15 protein-coding genes and 1 pseudogene are annotated in these 17,985 nt (G+C 63.1%); 1 reads left to right on the forward strand and 15 read right to left on the reverse strand.

What is annotated here, in order from left to right; translation table 11 throughout:
- Window positions 1–359: 359 nt before the first annotated feature.
- The 15 genes and pseudogenes from RE432_RS00005 to RE432_RS00075 all read right to left on the reverse strand — a co-directional run bounded on the left by RE432_RS00005 (window position 360) and on the right by RE432_RS00075 (window position 17,265).
- Window positions 360–1,550: a glycosyltransferase family 4 protein gene (locus RE432_RS00005; RefSeq protein WP_310932984.1), complete on the reverse strand. Its 1,191-nt coding sequence runs from the start codon at window positions 1,548–1,550 to the stop codon at window positions 360–362.
- 90 nt (window positions 1,551–1,640) lie between these two features.
- Window positions 1,641–2,711, reverse strand: a pseudogene (locus RE432_RS00010) (glycosyltransferase); the annotation flags it as partial.
- On the reverse strand, window positions 2,654–3,805 hold the full coding sequence (locus RE432_RS00015) for a glycosyltransferase family 4 protein (protein WP_310931164.1): 1,152 nt from the start codon (window positions 3,803–3,805) through the stop codon (window positions 2,654–2,656). The gene RE432_RS00015 and the pseudogene RE432_RS00010, both read right to left, overlap by 58 nt.
- Complete coding sequence (gene asnB / locus RE432_RS00020; RefSeq protein WP_310931165.1) at window positions 3,802–5,718, reverse strand: asparagine synthase (glutamine-hydrolyzing); 1,917 nt, start codon at window positions 5,716–5,718, stop codon at window positions 3,802–3,804. The genes RE432_RS00015 and asnB overlap by 4 nt, the downstream gene beginning before the upstream one ends.
- Before the next feature lie 36 nt (window positions 5,719–5,754).
- The gene (locus tag RE432_RS00025; protein ID WP_409079795.1) at window positions 5,755–6,846 is read right to left on the reverse strand and encodes a glycosyltransferase family 4 protein; all 1,092 of its coding nucleotides are present in this window, start codon (window positions 6,844–6,846) and stop codon (window positions 5,755–5,757) included.
- Window positions 6,847–6,901: 55 nt separating this feature from the next.
- Complete coding sequence (gene murJ, locus RE432_RS00030; RefSeq protein ID WP_310931167.1) at window positions 6,902–8,251, reverse strand: lipid II flippase MurJ; 1,350 nt, start codon at window positions 8,249–8,251, stop codon at window positions 6,902–6,904.
- Window position 8,252: 1 nt separating this feature from the next.
- Complete coding sequence (locus RE432_RS00035) at window positions 8,253–9,278, reverse strand: SDR family oxidoreductase (RefSeq protein ID WP_310931168.1); 1,026 nt, start codon at window positions 9,276–9,278, stop codon at window positions 8,253–8,255.
- Window positions 9,279–9,328: 50 nt separating this feature from the next.
- The gene (gene tviB / locus RE432_RS00040) at window positions 9,329–10,603 is read right to left on the reverse strand and encodes a Vi polysaccharide biosynthesis UDP-N-acetylglucosamine C-6 dehydrogenase TviB (protein WP_310931169.1); all 1,275 of its coding nucleotides are present in this window, start codon (window positions 10,601–10,603) and stop codon (window positions 9,329–9,331) included.
- Window positions 10,604–10,658: 55 nt separating this feature from the next.
- The gene (locus RE432_RS00045; RefSeq protein ID WP_310932985.1) at window positions 10,659–11,738 is read right to left on the reverse strand and encodes a glycosyltransferase; all 1,080 of its coding nucleotides are present in this window, start codon (window positions 11,736–11,738) and stop codon (window positions 10,659–10,661) included.
- Window positions 11,739–12,373: 635 nt separating this feature from the next.
- Window positions 12,374–13,063 (reverse strand): 2-polyprenyl-3-methyl-6-methoxy-1,4-benzoquinone monooxygenase, encoded by a 690-nt coding sequence (gene coq7 / locus RE432_RS00050; RefSeq protein ID WP_310931170.1) that lies wholly within the window; start codon window positions 13,061–13,063, stop codon window positions 12,374–12,376.
- A 30-nt stretch (window positions 13,064–13,093) separates the two neighbouring features.
- Entirely contained in the window at window positions 13,094–13,711 is a 618-nt protein-coding gene (locus RE432_RS00055) for a hypothetical protein (RefSeq protein ID WP_310931171.1), read from the reverse strand.
- Entirely contained in the window at window positions 13,708–14,319 is a 612-nt protein-coding gene (locus RE432_RS00060) for an SCO family protein (protein ID WP_310931172.1), read from the reverse strand. The genes RE432_RS00055 and RE432_RS00060 overlap by 4 nt, the downstream gene beginning before the upstream one ends.
- An 8-nt stretch (window positions 14,320–14,327) precedes the next feature.
- A complete protein-coding gene (locus tag RE432_RS00065; RefSeq protein ID WP_310931173.1) occupies window positions 14,328–14,924 on the reverse strand; it encodes a cytochrome c in 597 nt (198 codons plus the stop codon).
- A 65-nt stretch (window positions 14,925–14,989) separates the two neighbouring features.
- The gene (locus RE432_RS00070) at window positions 14,990–15,583 is read right to left on the reverse strand and encodes a cbb3-type cytochrome c oxidase subunit II (RefSeq protein ID WP_310931174.1); all 594 of its coding nucleotides are present in this window, start codon (window positions 15,581–15,583) and stop codon (window positions 14,990–14,992) included.
- Window positions 15,584–15,585: 2 nt separating this feature from the next.
- Window positions 15,586–17,265, reverse strand: a complete 1,680-nt coding sequence (locus RE432_RS00075; protein ID WP_310931175.1) for a cbb3-type cytochrome c oxidase subunit I — start codon at window positions 17,263–17,265, stop codon at window positions 15,586–15,588.
- Window positions 17,266–17,512: 247 nt separating this feature from the next.
- Here RE432_RS00075 and RE432_RS00080 point away from each other — a divergent pair, with 247 nt between their 5' ends.
- Complete coding sequence (locus RE432_RS00080) at window positions 17,513–17,935, forward strand: OsmC family protein (RefSeq protein WP_310931176.1); 423 nt, start codon at window positions 17,513–17,515, stop codon at window positions 17,933–17,935.
- Window positions 17,936–17,985 lie beyond the last annotated feature (50 nt).

Below are 17,985 nucleotides of genomic sequence, written 5' to 3' on the forward strand. Positions count from 1 at the left end.
CTTTGCCAAGTCAATGCCGATAGTTGTAATCTTCATGGTGGACGCTCCTCTCGGTTCAAGTGGTTGTGCAACACCTCCACTTTGGCACATTGATGCCGTTACGAGTAGGGGCGTCCATTCCATTGCGACCGCCCGGCCAGCCAGGATTGACGCGGGCAGTCCTGCGCAGCAGGACCGGGGCACGGAAGCCCGGCTACCCCGCAAGCACCCGGCAGGCCGTCTTAAAAAACCTGAACCATAAGAGTATCCATAATCGAGAGCGTCCTAAATTTTGTGTTTAAGCCTCTGATTGTTTTGAAGAAGGCAAGCTATGGCACAAGAACACAAAAAGAGAATCCAGAGACATCCCCAAGGGCACGTTACCGGCCAGCCCCCAGCAAACTCGCATACAAATCCAGATGCACCTGGGCAATCTTCCGAATATCGAACTCGCCCTCAGCCAGCTCACGTCCCGCCCGCCCCATAGCCCGCCTGCGATCCTCATCGCGCGCCAGATCCAGCACCGCATCCGCCAGCGCCCGTGCATCCTGCACCGGCACCAGCACACCCGTTACGCCCGGCGTAATGGCATCCCTGCAGCCCGGCACATCCGTCGTCACCACCGCGCGTCCGCAAGCGGCCGCCTCGACCAGCGACTTGGGCAAACCCTCGCGGTACGACGGCAGCACCACAATATGCGCCTGCTGATAAAGCTGCGCCACATCATTGCGCTCGCCCAGACACTCCACCACCCCTTCCTGCCGCCATTGCGCAAGCTGATCCGGCGTCATGCTGGCCGGATTGCCCGGATCAGGGCTGCCCACCAAGCGCCACCGCAAACCGCTGGCATCGCCCGCGGCCAGCCGCGCGGCATCCACGAACTCCCTGACCCCCTTATCGGCCAGCAGCCGCGCCGCCATAATCGCGACCGGCGGCCCCGCCGGCTCGGGCACCATGCTGAAGCCCTCCAGATCGACGCCGGAGCCGCGGACCAATACCGCCTGCTCGGGCCGCACGACCCCCGCCTGGCGCAGCACATCGCGGTCATTCGTATTCTGGAAAATCACCCGGCTGTTGCGGTGCCCCAGCGCCAGGCGATACAACATCGTCGCCGCCGTGCGCAGAAAATCAAACCCCTGCACAGGCCGCGTGAAAATGAATCCCAGCCCCGAAATCGCCGCCACATACGCTGGGACGCCCGCCAGCCTTGCGGCAATGCCACCGTACAACACAGGCTTGATCGTCACCGCATGCACGATGTCCGGCCGCAGGCGCCGGAACAGACGCCACATCGCGTAAATGCTGCGTAGCTCCTGGATCGGATTCTTTCCGCTGCGGGACATCGGCAGCACGTGGTGAGCCAGCCCCTGCCCCACGATCCTGGATACCGATGGGCCATCCATGGTGGCCACATGCACATCGAAGCCCGCCTGCTGGGCCGCCAGCGCCAAGGGCAGGCGATGCGACAGGAAGAAAGCCGGGTTATTCACCACAAACAGCAGGCGGCGGGCGGCGGCCTGCTTGCCCGGCCCGGCCACGCTGCGCCATACCTTGAGATAGTTGCGCACCATGGCGTCCAGGCTGAACATCTGGCCCACCCGCTCGCGGCCACGCTGCACACGCGCCGCATGGCCAGGCGTGCCCAGCCCGGACACGGCCGCATCAATGGCCCGGGACAAGGCCTGCGGATCCTGCGCCGGCGCCACGGCCCGCGCATCGTTGACCATCATCGCCGCATCGCCAACATCCGTCACCACACAAGCCACCCCGCTGGCCATCGCCTCGGCGACCACATTCGGAAAGCCTTCGGCCCGGCTGGACAGGACATGGATATCCAGCCCGTTCATCAGCGCCGGCACATCATCGCGGCGTCCCAGCAAGATCACCTGCTCGCGCACCCCATGGCGGTCCAGCAGCGCCGACAGCTCCGGATTCGACGCCTCCATGCCGTGGCCGATCAATACACAGCGCAGGGCTGGATGACTGCGCAGACTGATAGCCAGCGCAGCCAGGAGATTCTCGTGATCCTTCAGCGGATTCCAGCGCGCCACGCTGCCGATGACCGGCGTGTCGGCCGATACGCCCCACTGCGCGCGGACCTGCCGGCGGGCCGCATCATCGACCTGCCAGCGCGACAGGTCGTAGCCATTGGGAATGACGCGCATGCGGTCAGCCCGATAGCCCCATACCTGATGGCGTCTTGCGGCGCTTTCGGCGCACGACACAATGACAGCCGGAATCAGGGACGATGTGCGGGCGCACAGCCACGACAGCGCGCGCGCCGACAAACTGCTTTTATGCAGATCCGCGCCCGAGTTTCGTATCCCCCAGCAGACCGCCCTGATACCGGCCAGACGGGCCACCAGCCCGCCGATCAGGTCCGCGTGATACATCCACGTCTGCACCACGTCGGGCTTCAGTTTGCGCAGCAGCTTGTGCATGCCCCACAAACCTTTGACAAAGCCAAGGGGACTTTGCATCTGGAGCGCATAGACCCGTATGCCCGCTTCGCGCAGCCGGGGGCCGAACACCCCCTCGGTCCCCATGGAAATGACGCAATGGCGCGCCGCCTGGTCCGGCGCTGTCGCCAAGCGGTGCAAGACTGTTTCCGCGCCGCCCAGGCCCAGGCCGGAGATGATGTGGACGACACTCAGCGAGGTATCATCGGCCCGGGTCATGCAAGCTCGCCCTGCCGGACCGGCTGTGCCGCGCCCTCGAACAGCGCATCCCATTGGTCCAGCACCTGCGGCAAGCCGTAGCGCTCGCGGACCGACGCAGCGGCATGCCTGCCCATCACATCGCGCAGGGTGGCGTCATCCATCAACTGCGCTACCGCGGCGACCAGTGCGCGATGGTCCCCCAGCGGAACCAGCAGGGCATATTTGCCGTCCTGGCTCATTTCGCGCGGACCACTGGGGCAATCGACGGTCACGCAGGCGCGCCCCAATGCCATGGCCTCAAGCAAAACATTGGGAAACCCCTCTACCTGGGACGTCATGGCAAAGATATCGGCACGGCCCAGTTCTTCCCAGGGCTGGCTGGTGCGCCCCGGCAAGAAGATGCGGGAAGCCAGGCCGGCGTCGCGCACTTGCTGCTCAAGGGCCTGGCGATCCGGGCCTTCCCCCCAAATCGTCAGATCCCAATCGGGATAATCGCCCGCCAAGGCAGAGAAAACCTGAATCAGCGCATCGAAGCGCTTGAACGCCACCAAACGCCCCATGGCCATCAGTTGTTTACGGCCCGCCGGCGCCGAAGACGGGGCCGAAGGCTGGACCGGCGCAAGGCCAAGGTCCAGCAGATCGGGCGGCAAGGGGTTGGGCACCACATCCAGTTGCTGAATGCCGGGCACCAACTGCTGGAAAGCCTGGACGCTGTCCTGCGATTGCAGCACCACCCGGGCCGCCCAGGGGTAGGCCATGCGCCGCAAGCGCTGCAGCAGTTTCCCCGCACTGGTGCTGTGCGCGGGGTTGGTCCTTTCGCACACAAGCACAGGCACCCCCATGCCCCGGGTGGCAAACAGGACCACCACGTTGACATTGGTCAGGAAGGACACAATGACATCAGGCCGCGTTTCGCGGACCAGCCGCCGGATGGCGAACCACTTGCTGAGCGGCGGCCACGCTTTGCGGCCCAGCCAGCCCATGCGGTCAGCCAGCCACTCAAGACGCACCGCCGCATTCAGGGGATAGAAGCAACTGCCCCTGCCGGTATAAGTGGGCACCAGCGTCACGGTATCGCCCCGGCGCGCCCAGGCGCTGGCCAGGGTCGCCGCCACACGCTCGGCGCCCCCCGCATGCATGGAGCTCACAAAAAACAGGATCTTCATGTCGGCCTCGTCTCGGTTTCGTCCATTTTATCCAGCCACGCCTGCGTCATCAGCACGCTCCATAAATGCGTACTCCAGTCATGCTTGCCCGCCTGATGCTCCGTCCACTTGCGCACAATAGGCTCGTCGTGAAAAAGACCATCGCGCCGCAGGCGGATGGGGTCCAGCAAGGCCCCGGCCCAGTCTTGCAAGGGCCCGCGCAGCCAGGCGGCCATGGGCACGGAGAAGCCTTTTTTAGGACGGTCCACCATCGCGCGCGGCACGTGGCGGTACAGCAGTTGGCGCAGCAGCCATTTTCCCTGCCCATCGCGCCGCTTGTAGTCCAGCGGCAAGCGCTGCGCAAACTCGAAGACCCGATGATCGATCATGGGGACGCGTGTTTCCAGGCTGCTTGCCATGGCGGCCCGGTCGACTTTCACCAGGATGTCGTCGGGCAAGTAGGTGACGGCGTCCAGCAGCATCATGCGCTCGAACAGGCCCTGTGCCGACGCTTCATCGAATCGCGTCGCGGGCGTCTGGGCCCCCACCACCACCTGGGCCGGATCTTTCCAGTAGGACACAAACTGCCGGTAGAACTCGCCTTCGTGCGCGGCGCCCAGGACCTCGGCCAGCTTCTCGAACTGGTCGCGGCGATGCCCCTGCGGCAGCCACCGCGCCCCGGCGCGGACCACCGCGCCCAAGGGGGACCGCAGCCCGCCCGGCACCGCTTGCCGCTTGTCCCACCAGCGCTGGGCCCGAACATAGCGCGAATAGCCGCCAAACAGTTCGTCGCCGCCATCACCCGACAGCGCGACCGTCACATGCCGGCGCGCCATGCGCGTGACCAGCACCGTGGGGATCTGCGACGAATCGGCAAAAGGCTCGTCATACAGGCCTGCCAGCCCCGGCACGACATCCAGGGCATCGCCGGCGCTGACGTACAACTCGGTATGCGAGGTGCGCAGATGCGCCGCCACGGCCTTGGCGTGCTCGGCCTCGTTGAAGGCGGGGTCGTCAAAGCCGATGGAAAATGTCCTGACCGGCTGGGCATTGTTTTTCTGCATCAGCGCCACCACGATGGACGAGTCAATGCCACCGGATAAAAAAGCGCCCAGATCCACGTCGGAAATCATCTGGCCCTTGACCGCCGTCGTCAGGACGGCTTCCAGCGCATCGACCGCCTGGCTGTCTGTGTCGAACGATAAGGCATCGTTCCGCGCCTGCCGGCTGACCTGATGGGCGGACCAGTACGCCCGCGCCTGTGGCAGGACGCGTTGCTGCAGATCCTGCTCCGACAGTTCCAGCCAAGTACCCGGTTCCAGCTTGCCGATGGCCTGGTAAATACTGAACGGGGCGGGAATATAGTTGTGCCGCATCAGCAAGGACAAGGCCCTGCGGTCGATATCCTTGTTGAAGCCGGGAATGCCGGTCAAGGCCTTGAGCTCAGAGGCAAAAACGAAATTGCCGTTCACATAGCCCAGGTAAAGCGGCTTCTCGCCCATGCGGTCGCGCATCAGCGCCAGGCTGCGCGCCTGGCGGTCCCACAAGGCCATGGCAAACATCCCGGTGGCGGCTTCCAGCGTTTTCTGTATGCCCCAGGCCGCGAAACCCGCCAGCACGGTCTCGGTATCGGAATGGCCGCGCCAGGCGGGCGCCGCCCCCTGCGCCTCAAGCTGGACGCGCAAGTCAAGATGATTGTAGATTTCGCCGTTCAACACCAGCACGAAGCGCCCGCAGGCGGACACCATGGGCTGATGCCCGGCGGGAGTCAGGTCAAGAATGGCCAGCCGGACATGCCCCAGGGCCAGGCCCGCGGCCTCGTCCTCCCAGTATCCTTCGCTGTCGGGCCCGCGATGGCGCATGCGCGCGCACCCGCCTTGAATAATTGCCTGTTTATCGCTCAGGCCGCCCCAGATTCCAACCACGCCACACATAGTCTGCTCGCTTTTGCCTGCGCGCCCGTGAGAGCGTCAATGCACTTCAAACAAATTGCCCCACAACGCCATGACCCGGGTTGTGGAAAACCGGTCGCGCACATCGACGGCGCGCCGGGCATAAGCCTCGCGTTGCTCGGGATGCGCCATCATGTCGGACAAGTGGGCGGCCAAGGCTTCGTTATCGTCTGCCGGGCTCACCAGCACCCCGTCTATGCCATTGCGTATGATCTCGCGCGGGCCCGTCTCGCAGTCGAAGGCAACCGGCGCCAAGCCGCTGGCCATGGCCTCCAGCAAGGTATTGGACAAGCCCTCGACGCGCGAACTGAGCACGTATAGGTCGGACTGCACATACCAGTCGGCCACGTTGCCGACCCGGCCCGGCATGCTGATGCGCGCCGCCAGGTCTGCGTCATCGATCTGGGCCTGGAGCTCGCCGCGGCAGTCGCCCTCGCCCAGGATCACCAGGTCCCAATCGGGGAAGTGGCCCGCAATCTCGCGGAAAGCGCGTATGAGCAGATCGAAGCCCTTGTGCGGATGCAGGCGTCCCACCGCCAGGATGCGGTAGCGTCCTTGCCGCGGCGGCGGCTCGATCACCGGTTCGGTGCTCTCCAGTGGCCAGCGCACCGCATTCGGAATGACCGTCAACCGCGAGCCCGGGACATGCCGCGCCAGCCATTCAGCCGTGCCCGACGTCAGGGCAACCACTGCGGCGGCCTGCGGATACGCCCAACGGCGCAGCCGCAGCCACATTTCCGACAACTCTTGTGAAGGCGGGTGCGTGTGCTCGGTGGCAATCACGCGGCAGGGCTGACCGCGCGCGGCCACCACCGCCAGCACGGACGAGGTCGTCATCATGCCCAGCACGACGGTGGGACGCTCGCGCTTGATCAGCCGGCGCAGGCGCCACACGCGCCTGATATTGGCCAGGGCCGCGCTGAGCCGCCCCGAGCTGGGCGCCGCCGTACCCAGGGCATACCGCTTGACGTCCGCATGCAGGGGATACGCATCGGTGCTGGCGTCGGCCTGCGTGACCAGGGTGACCTTGTAGCCGCGCTGCACCCAGTAAGCGCTTAAATCGGCGGCAACACGCTCTGCCCCGCCCCCGCTCAAAGAGTGGATGACCATCAGCAAATGCGGTTGTACGGATGAATAACTCAAAGCAATACCTGTTTCCATAGCATTAAGGAGATGATGGCGCGGCCTGGACGGGCCGCAGCGCCACCATGACATAGCAGGCGTAAGATGAAGCGTACATGATGCTGGTCGCCAGCATAATGCCCGCCGGACCCATGACGGGGGCAAGCACATGATTCATGGCCGCTTTCATGATGAAATTGCCCACCGCGATGGCCGCCATGATGCGGTAGCGGTTCTGACTGGCCAGCAACTGCACCAGGATCAACACGCCAAAATAAAACGGCATCTGCAGCAAGCCCCAGCGCAACACCTGGGCCACCCTCATCGTATCGTCGGCGGTGAATGCCCCCCGCTCGAACAAGAGGGCCACGCCCCAGGGCGCCAGCAGCCAGCCCACCGCCGTGACCCCGGCGCCGGCCGCCAGCATGAGCACCGACCACTTGAGCGCAGTGGCGCGCGCGCGCGCCCGGTCGCCGCGCGCCTGAATGTCGGCCAGCACGGGCAAGGCGGCGCGGCCGACCGACGCCGCGCCCACGCCCAGCAGCAGCGACAGCAGGCGGCTGGCATAGCCCAGGGTCGAGTTGGCGTTGGCGCCCAGATTGGCGGCTGTATATTGATCGATGGGGCCGACAAAGCTCATGGCCACCTGCCCCACCAGCATGACGCCCGCCGCCTTGACCAGATCGGGCCACTGGTGCGAGCTCAGTCCCAGGCGCGGCCTGCCCCACATGCCATCGGCCTTGGAAGCGAGCCACAGCAGCCAGGCCGACTGAATGGCATAACCGACCAGCGTCCCCCATAGCAAAGGCCCCACATCATTGACTGTGGCCGCCAGCAGCACCCAGACCAGGATGACAATGGCCGGCACGCTGTCCAGCAGCGTATTGATATGGCGCTCGTGGGCACGCAGCCTGGCTGCGCTCAGGCCGGTCATCAAGGTCAGCAGCGCTGCGGGCGCAAAAGCGAACAACAGGTCGCCGCTCATGCGCCGCGCGGGCTCGGGCAGGCCACCGCCGCCCCACGCCAGCACCCAGGGCCAGGCGATATACGTGGCGACCGCCAGCACCGTGCCGCCGGCGATGATCCAGCCCTGCAGCTCGCCCAGGAAGCGGGACCGGCTGGCCCGGTCTTCGTAGCGGGTGCGCACCAGCACCGGGATCAGCACCACCGACAGCGCCCCGACGATGGTCACCGGCAGCCAGTTCGCCATGACCATGGTGAACTGGTATGCGTCGACCGCATCGCTGACCCCATAGCGGTAGGCCACCGCCATTTCCTTGAACGCGCCTGCCGCCTTGCCCAGCAGCAGGAAGAACGCAACCCGCATCGCCCCTTGGGCGATGCGCCGGTGGTCGGCGTGCAGGTTGGAGAGCCGCTGCTTTAACGTTTTCAAGTTAACGCAAGAATTGCGTATACCAGGGCATGGAGACCTCTAGCCCCTGCACGATGCTATGCATGGGCTCGTAGCCGAGCAACTGCCTGGCCTTGCTGATGTCGGCCTGCGAATGCCGCACATCCCCGGCGCGGAAGTCGGCGTAAACAGGCGGCTTGTCGTAGACAATGCCGTTATTGCCCAGCGCTTGCGCAAGATACTCGAACAGTTCGTTCAGGCTGGTGCGCGCATTGAAGGCCACGTTGTATACCTGGTTCACGCCTTCCGGCTGCGCCAGGGAGGCCAGGATATTGGCCTGGACCACATTGTCGATGAAGCAGAAATCCCGGCTGGTTTCGCCATCGCCGTTCACCACGACATCTTCGCCGCGTATCATGGCCGCAATCCACTTGGGAATCACGGCGGCATACGCGCCATTCGGGTCCTGCCGCTTGCCGAACACATTGAAGTAGCGCAAGCCCACGCTGCCAAAACCATAGGCCCGTGTGAAGACATCGGCATACAGTTCGTTCACGTACTTGGTCACCGCATAAGGCGACAGGGGACGGCCGATGCGGTCTTCGACTTTGGGCAGGGCTTCGTGGTCGCCGTAGGTCGAGCTGGACGCGGCGTAGACAAAGGACTGCACTTCTTCGTCGCGCGCCGCCACCAGCATGTTCAGAAAGCCGTCGATATTGACGCTGTTGGTGGTCACGGGATCTTTTAAAGAGCGGGGCACCGACCCCAGCGCGGCCTGGTGCAGGACGTGGTTGACGCCCTTGACCGCCTGCCGGCAGGTGTCCGCATCGCGGATATCGCCTTCATGAAAGGTGAAGTTGGCCCATTGCTCCGCGCTGACCGCCTTCTGGACTTCATCCAGGTTGTAGCGGTGGCCGGTTGCGAAATTATCCAGGCCGACCACCTTCTGCCCCATGAGCAGCAAGGCTTCGAGCAGATTGGATCCGATGAACCCCGCGCAGCCCGTAACCAGCCACACCTTGGGCTCTGTTTGCAGACTTGCCGTGACTTCCTGATATCGTGTGTTCATATAAAAACCCTTCTGTTTGAACCAACCAACAAACGCGACCCGACCGCGCCCTACAGACGCAGATCGGACTCGTTGGCGGGCAGCACGTATTTAAGGTCGTACAGCACATGCTGGGACTTGCCCAAGCCACGGATGGCGTCGCTGCCCATAGCGACGAACTGTTCGTGCGCGACAGCCAGGATAATGGCATCGTAGGCGCCCGGCGACGGTTTGCCGATCAGCTCGATTCCGTATTCATGAACGGCCTCTTCGGCATCGACCCACGGGTCGTAGACGTCGACCTCGACGCTGTATTCGCCCAATTCCTGGACGATATCGACAATACGGGTATTGCGCAGGTCGGGGCAGTTTTCCTTGAAGGCCAGCCCCATGACCAGCACCTTGGACCCCTGCACCTGAATGCGCTGCTTGGTCATGCACTTGACCAGTTGCGACACCACATAGCCGCCCATGGAGTCATTCAGGCGGCGCCCCGCCAGAATGATCTCGGGGTGATAGCCAATGGACTGAGCCTTGTGCGTCAGGTAGTAAGGATCCACCCCAATGCAGTGCCCGCCCACCAGGCCCGGCCGGAACGGCAGGAAGTTCCATTTGGTGCCGGCCGCCTCGAGCACGGCCTGGGTATCGATGCCCAGCTTGTTGAAAATGAGCGCCAGCTCGTTGATCAGGGCGATGTTGACGTCGCGCTGTGTGTTCTCAATGACCTTGGCGGCCTCGGCCACGCGTATGGATGAGGCCTTGTGGGTGCCGGCCACGATGATCTGGCCGTATAGTTCGTCGACCAGATCGGCGACTTCGGGCGTGGACCCCGAGGTGACCTTCTTGATGGTGGACACCCGGTGCGCCTTGTCGCCCGGATTGATGCGCTCGGGGCTGTAGCCCGCGAAGAAGTCTTCATTAAAGCGCAAGCCCGAGATACGTTCCAGCACCGGGACGCAGTCTTCTTCCGTCGCCCCCGGATAGACCGTCGATTCGTAAATGACGATATCGCCGCGCTTGAGCACCTTTCCGATGGTCTCGCTGGCGCGGATCAGCGGCGTCAGGTCGGGTTGCTTGTATTCGTCGATAGGCGTGGGCACGGTCACGATGAACACATTGGCCTCTGCCAGGTGTTCGGCTTCGCTGCTGAAGCGCAGTTGGGCCGCCTGGGCGAGCTCATCGGCGTCCACCTCGAGGGTATGGTCCTGCCCGTTTTTCAGCTCGGCAATGCGCCGCGCGTTGATATCGAAACCCAATACCGAACGCTTTTTACCGAACTCCACTGCCAGAGGCAGGCCTACGTAGCCCAAACCGACTACTGCAAGTTTCACATCTTGAATTTGCAAGTTGAATCTCCCGCGCATGGCGCCTATAAGAAGAAGCTGATTTTATAAAAGAATACTATTTACGGCGATTGTCACGCCCCATCGAGGGCAACAACAGCCACGAAGGCCGGCGCCACGACACCAGGCGCGAATACAGCCACAGATACACCAGCGAAAAGACCAGCAGGCTGGCGCACAGCGCCCAGGCGTTATCCCACCAGATCGTGGCGGGCACCAGGCCGATCAAGGCCAGCACCCACAGATAAGGCGAGGTCATGGCATTGCACAGCGCAGGCACGGCATGCCGGCTGTCACGGCTGAAGGTCACGCGCACCAGGCGCCGGAATACCAGTTGGTGCAAGTGCAGCGCGTCGGGCTGGTCGACCGGCGTACCCCGCTTGAAGCGGCGCCGCCAGATCGAGAACAGGGTTTCAAAAACGGGATAGAACAGCACGGCCAAGGCGTAGAACGGCGACACGCTGGGATTGCGCACCACCAGTTGCACCGCCAGCTCGGCCAGCATGAAACCCAGGAAGTAAGCGCCGCCATCGCCCAGGAACACCCGCCCGAAAGGAAAATTCCAGACCAGAAAGCCCAGCGTGGCCGAAGCCAGCGCGGCGGAGATCAGGAAAATGGGGATGTCCTGCACCTGCAAGGCCACCAGCGCCAGCGACAGGGCCATGAGCGTGGCGATCATGCCCGCCAGCCCGTTCATGCCGTCGACAATGTTCAGCGCATGCGTGCAGCCGCCCACGGCGATCATGGTGAAGAACAGGGACACAGGCCAGAACGACAATATGCTGTCCGCCCACGACAAGCCCACGCGCGACACGCCGCCCAGCAGCCACCAGGCGATCGCCGCGGACAGGAATGCGGCAAGCAGCCGCTTGCCCGATCCCACATCCTTGGTGATGTCTTCCAGCAGCCCGGCCACGAACACGGGCATGGCCGCAATGAACAAGACGGGCCACAGCCAGGTCAGCGTCATGTTGCTGGGCCCGAGCACCAGCAGGCCGGCCAGGCTGCCCGCCACCACCGCCAGGCCGCCAACGCGCGGCGCCGCACGGGCGTGCGACGCCTGCGGTTTCTTCATATCGGAGTCGCCGGTGAATACACCGTGCCAGCGTTCTGATACGACGATAAGGCCGCCCACCATGAAGGCCACGATACAGATATAAAACCAGGTGAACGATTCCCAGAGTTGAGGAGAAATCACAAAATCCCTATAAGCAATGGAAGCAATGACATTATCGGCTCCACTTGTAACAAGATTGCCCCCGTGGTTGTAATAAGCGCAACAAAAAGCATGGATTTGCTGAGCGCCACCGCCTAATAAGCACTTTATTCCATTTCCAGGGTAAACGTGTACTTTGCGGGCCCCGCCGGCCTTGGAATCATGGAAATTTCTGCGCTTTGCCGGCGGGTTCGGCCCGGATCCGCAGCCAAATCAGCCCCCGATCCGAAAAAAGGCAAAAAAAAGCCCGAGATCTTACGATCTCGGGCTAAATCCACCAAAGGAGGAGGGTGGAGGAGACAACCTTGGCATGCCGGGCTACGAAAGCTTTAAGCTTGAGACCGCGTGACCGGGGGTTTTCCCTTGCAATCACGTTTCGACATCCGATAACTAAATTGTATAGTCCCTATTTGTGCATTGCAAGATAAATCTTCAGGAAAACTGTAACCGTACTTTTTTGTGGCTTTTTTAACACGAAGCCAGCCATAAAACCGGCTTCTTGTATTTAAGCATTAACCCTAAAACCTTCATGTTGTTACAAATACGCGCCTGCCCGCTTAAATCCGGTAGGCCGTTGTGGTCATGATCTTGGACATGGCCTTCATGACGAGCCGTACGGGCTTGGCAAGCTTTTGCGCGCCGTTGACTTCCGCCGTAGTGCGATGGCTGATCTCGTCGTCGCGCATTTGTTCTACGATACTACGGGAGCGGGCATCCGCCAAGGGCAGATCAGTAAGATGCTTATCCAGATGTTGCTCGACCTGCCTTTCGGTTTCGGCCATGAAGCCCAGGTTTTTCGCGACGCCGGCGCGGCTGGCCAGCACCCCGAGCGAAAACGAGCCCGCATACCATAGGGGATTCAGCAGACTGGGACGGCTGCGCAGCTCGCCCAGGCGTTCGCGGCACCAGACCAGGTGGTCGACCTCTTCGGCCGCTGCCTGATGCAGCAAACCCCGAATTGATGCGTCGCGACAAAATAAGGCCTGTCCGCGATACAAGGCCTGGGCGCATATTTCACCCACATGGTTAACCCGCATAAGCCCTGCGGCGTGCTTTTGCTCCACCTCGGTCAAGGACTCGGCCTCTTCGACCAGCGACTCCTGCCGGCCGGCGGGGTTAGGGCGGCCCGCGTGCACGGACCCATCGAGCACCTGGACGGCGCGCCCGGCCTCGGCCAGAAAGCGATCGAGCAGCCCCATGCGCCGCGTAAACCCTGAAACACCCTGAACCGCATCTTGCTTAGTCATATCCATCCTTGAATCGTGTGCCGCAGTAGGCTATTTTGCCAGCAAGCGGCGCGCCCGGCTACGCGCCGACCACAGCCATGCCACCGGCACGGCCACCGCCAGCACCACCAGTCCCCTGCCCGCGATTTCCTGGTCGCCAAGCAAATAAACGTTGCACAAGCGGCTGGTTTCTTCCTGGTAGACCAGGCCCACAATCGCCATCATCCATGAAAAATTTCCCAGGAAGAACAGCTTGATCACGTTATTGGCCCGGCGCAGCGCGTCGAACAGAACCATGCCGGCAAGAAAAAGCCCCGCATACTTCCCCGCGTTGGCCATGGGGAACAACAGGACATCGTCCAGCGACTTGGGAATCATCCAGTAAGCCGCCACGAACGTGCCGAGCAACAGGCCCGGCACGCCCAGTTCATTATATTTCCCATACATTTCCCGCACCCGCCGCCAGCGCGCGCCCCGGCGGTGCCTGCCGGTGCAAAGCGCGGCGCCGGCAAAAATGCCCGCGCAAAGAACCAAGGGAATATGCAACAGCATATGCCGCGCCATCGTGTGCGTCAGGACGCCTTCCAGGCTTCTGGCGACGGCCAGCAGCACCAGGCTGGCACACAGGTAGGCCCCAGGCCCGCGCGGCAGCCGGAAGCCGGCGTTCATGGCACCCGCCTTGAAACATAGTCCAGCACGGCAGCGGTCTCGGCCAAATCAACGATACGCAGCAGCCTGCCGTCGGGCGACACCACATGGTAGGCGGCGTTGTGTTCGAATTGCCCCATCGGAGCGGGCACCACCACGATGCCAAATGCTTCGAGCAGCGCTTGGCGCTGGGTCGCCTGCGGCGCCACGGCGAAGCGCCAGACAGACGCATCGGCCCGCATGCTTCGCGCATAGCGCGCCAGTTGCTGCGGCGTGTCGGCCGGATCGAAACTGATGCTCAACACACGCACGGTATCCTGCAACCCCTGGCGCTCGATGGCGGCCTGCAACTGCTGCAGCTCGGCGCCCATCGCCAGGCAGACCGAAAAACAGCGCGTGTACATGAAGTTCACCACGGCCAGGCGGCCGTCGCTTTGCAGACTGTGCAGCAAGGTGGTGGCCCGGCCGTCCTGGCCTTGCAGCAAGGCATCGGGCAAGGCGCGCGGAGAGCGCACGACGCTGGCGCGGCGGGCGGCCTCGGTGGTCAGCACCGTGAACCCCTCGGTCTGACGGTAGATGCCCGCCACGCCCGCGCAGGAAACCAGCAACACCATCAGCAGCATGCGCATGCCGGGGCCTACTTCATGCCGGCCAGGTCGGCGTCGCCATTCCAGGGCTGGGCCTGATCGGCCGTGGCCGCCCTTTCAGACGCAACCGTGGCCGCATCGACGGGCGCGGCCGCGTTGCCGAAGCTGCCGCGTATATAGCTGATGACCGCCGCAATCTGGCCATCGTCCAGCTTGTCCTTGAACATGGGCATCATCCCGTTGTAGGCCGTGCCCGCCACGGTCAGCTCGCCGGTCACGCCATGCAGCACGATCTGCACCGTCAATGCCCCCTTGCCCGTGACCCATTCAGAGCCTGCCAGGGGCGGAAACACACCCGGCAGGCCCTTGCCGCTCGCCTGGTGACAGGCCAGGCATTGCGCCGTGTAAATTTGCGCGCCATCGGCCACGCCCCCCGCGCTGGGCGCCGCCACCTTGAAATCCAGCGCCGTGCGCCGGTCCCCATACGAGGGCGGATTGGTCTGGTGGGTGAGTCCGATATAGCCCACTGCCCAGGCAAACACCGCGCTCACCAGCGCTATCACCAGCCAGGGGATAGGCCGGTTGCCTTCATAGGGCTCGGGCATCTCTCGCTGCTGGGCTTCCATTTTCTTTGATCGATCTGACATGCTGTTCTCCTGCAACTCATTGCACTACCGGGCCGCCCGCACACCCGCGGCCGCCTCGGCTCCGCCTAGCGTCCCTCATCGGGCGGCGGCTTGACGGGGTAAGTGCGGTCCAGCGCAAGCAGGTAGGCCACCAGATCCAGGGCCTCGGGACGCGCCACCACAACCTGTCCCACCGGCGCATAGCCGGGCGGCAGGTTCACGACCTTATCGCCCTCTTCGGCTTTGTCCTTGACCTCGAACAGATAGGGATAGGCAGGCATGATGCTGCCCGGCGTGTAGGCGCGCGGCTGGTACAGATGCCCAAGATTCCAGTCGGCGCTGGGCTGGCGCGCGCCGATATTGAGCAGGTCCGGCCCGGTACGCATGGTGCCCAGCAGGTGCGGATGGTCGTAGAAATAATCGCCCGCGACCGGCGCGCGCCCCCAGCCGCGCTTGAAATCCGGCGCCTGCGATTGCGCCCTGGGCTGCTGGGTGTGGCAATACACACAGCCATTCTGGATATATTGCTGCCGCCCGCGCAATTGCACCGACGTGTATTCCTTCAAGCCTTCCGAAGGCTGCACGTCCGACAGCTGCAGATACGGCACAATCACCAGGGTCGCCGTCGCCAGCGCCAGGGTTACCATGGCGCCGCCCAGAAGTTTGTATTCGCTTTCCATGATCAGGCCTCCGCCGCTGCTACCGCCGGCGGGCTGCCGCCGCCCGATCGCTTGTGAAACAGGGCCGGGCCGACCCGCTTGCGGCCATAACGAAGCGCCATGACCACAAAGTGGCCTGCGAACACCACATGCCCCAGCGTCATCAGGGCGCCGCCCACCGAGCGGCTTTCAAGATAGGGGATAGTCACCTGCACAGATTCCATGAAGGACCGCGAGGCGTCCAGCATGGCCACGCCCTGGAGCCAGCCGCCGATGGACAGGCCCACGAAGTAGATGCTGAAGCCGGCCACGACCAGCCAGAAGTGCAGCGCAATCAGTTTCGGATAGGGCCATTCCCACGACATCACGCGGGGCATCACAAAATAAATGGCGCCGAACATCACCAGCGAAAAGAAGCCATACAGGCCCAGGTGCGCATGCGCGACGGTAAAGTGCGTGAAGTGCGTCACGGTATTGATGCTGCGCAGCGCCTCGAAAGAGCCCTGCACCGAGCTGAGCGTATACATCATGCCGCCCAATACAATGAACCGCAGCGTGGGCGAGTAGATCAGCGTCTTGAAGTGATGGCGCATGGTCAGGTGCTGATTGACGGAAAAAGCCAGCACCGGCACGATCATCATGATGCTTTGCACGATGGACAGCGTAATCAGCCAACTGGGCACCGGCCCGCCCACCAGATGGTGCCCGCCCACCTGCCCATAGAAAAAAGCCAGGGCCCAGAAGCCCAGCAGGGACAGGTTGTAAGACTGGATCGGCCGGCCAATGATCTTGGGCAGGAAGTAATACACCGAAGCCAGTGCCACCGGCGTGTAGAACAGCCCCAGCACGTTGTGCCCGAACCACCAGTTCATGGTGGCTCCCTCAACGCCAAAGTGCACGCCCGGCAGATTGCCCACCAGAAACAGGATGGGAAACCAGAACAGCGCCGCCCCCATGTACCAGATTGACACGTATAGGTGTTCCACCTTCCGGTTCTGCAGGGTGAATACCAGCGGCAAGCCGATCAGCGCCCCGCCCACCACGAACAGAATATCGATCTGCCAGGGGATCTCCAGCCATTCCAGGCCGTCGTTGAAACCCGCGGCAATGCTGCCCAGCCCCGCAATCAGCGCTGCGTTCCACAGCATGGCGCCCAGCAAGGCAAAGCGTCCGCCCATAAGCTCGGTTTTCAGCAGGCGCGGCAAGGTCCAGATGGCAATGCCGAAGGCGGCCATCGGCGCCCAGCCATACGCCACCGCGTTCAAGTGCAAGGTGCGTATGCGGCCAAAGGTGAGCCAGGCGTATTCCGTCAGGAAGTCGGGCTGGTGCAGCTTGATAGAGCTGATCAGTCCGGCGGCGGAAGCGAAGATCAGCCACACCACCGCACAGGACAAGAACACAAAGGTCACGTACTTGGTCGACTGGTCGGCCAAGACGCGATCGGCCAATTCGGCCTGCATCCGCGCTTCGCGACCCGCGTCGGGCAAGGGCGCGTGGGTCGCGTCCACCATGCTTTGCAAGGCACGATGCTGGGCTTGCGTGGCCGCCGGCTCCTCGACCTTGCCAATCTCGCCTTCCAGGAAGATCACATTGGCAGCCGCGGGATTGTCGTCGAACAGATGCTTGCGCAAGGACCAGATGAAAACAAATAGGCCGGTAACGGAAAGAATAAAGGTCAGTAGCAGTATGGTGATGGTGTTCATGCTTATTCTCGGCTCAACGACGAATACTGGCCTTAAAGCAAGGCCATTTATGTCGCTTTACGATAGACAACTGCGCTTATTTTATGGATGGAGCGCGGGAAAACCCGCAATCCCCCTACGCCGATTACTGTTACTGGCGTCCACGCACGGCCGGCGCGATCCGGCCCCTCGGCCAGGCGCCGCCGACGCAGTCCGCAAGTTTTATGAGTATGATTAATCCTTGATCGAAGAAAGCGGGAAAGCAACGATGGAATGCACGATAGATTGGGGCGGCCCTGAAGGCATGCTGTTTGTGGCGCGCACCGGCAGCGGCCATGTCACGGCCATGGATGGCGCGCCCGATGGCGGCGGCCATAATCTGGCCCCGCGGCCTATGGAAATGCTGCTGGCGGGCACGGGCGGCTGCGCCGCCTACGACGTCGTCCTGATCCTGAAGCGCGGCCGGCACGACGTGACCGGCTGCCAGGTCAAGCTGGAAAGCACCCGCGCCGATACCGACCCCAAAGTATTCACCAAGATTCATTTCGCCTTCACGGTCACCGGCAAGAACCTGCCGGCCGCCGCCGTCGAACGCGCGGTGCAGTTGTCGCACGACAAATACTGCTCGGCCTCCGCCATGCTGGCCAAAACCGCCGACATCACCCACTCCGTCACGGTGGTAGAAGCCTGAAAACGCGGGCGGCGATACCGGGATGGAGGTCGTAACTCACGACCTCGGCA

Origin of the sequence: Pusillimonas sp. SM2304, from assembly GCF_031628915.1 — a bacterium.
GTDB lineage: Bacteria > Pseudomonadota > Gammaproteobacteria > Burkholderiales > Burkholderiaceae_B > Pusillimonas_C.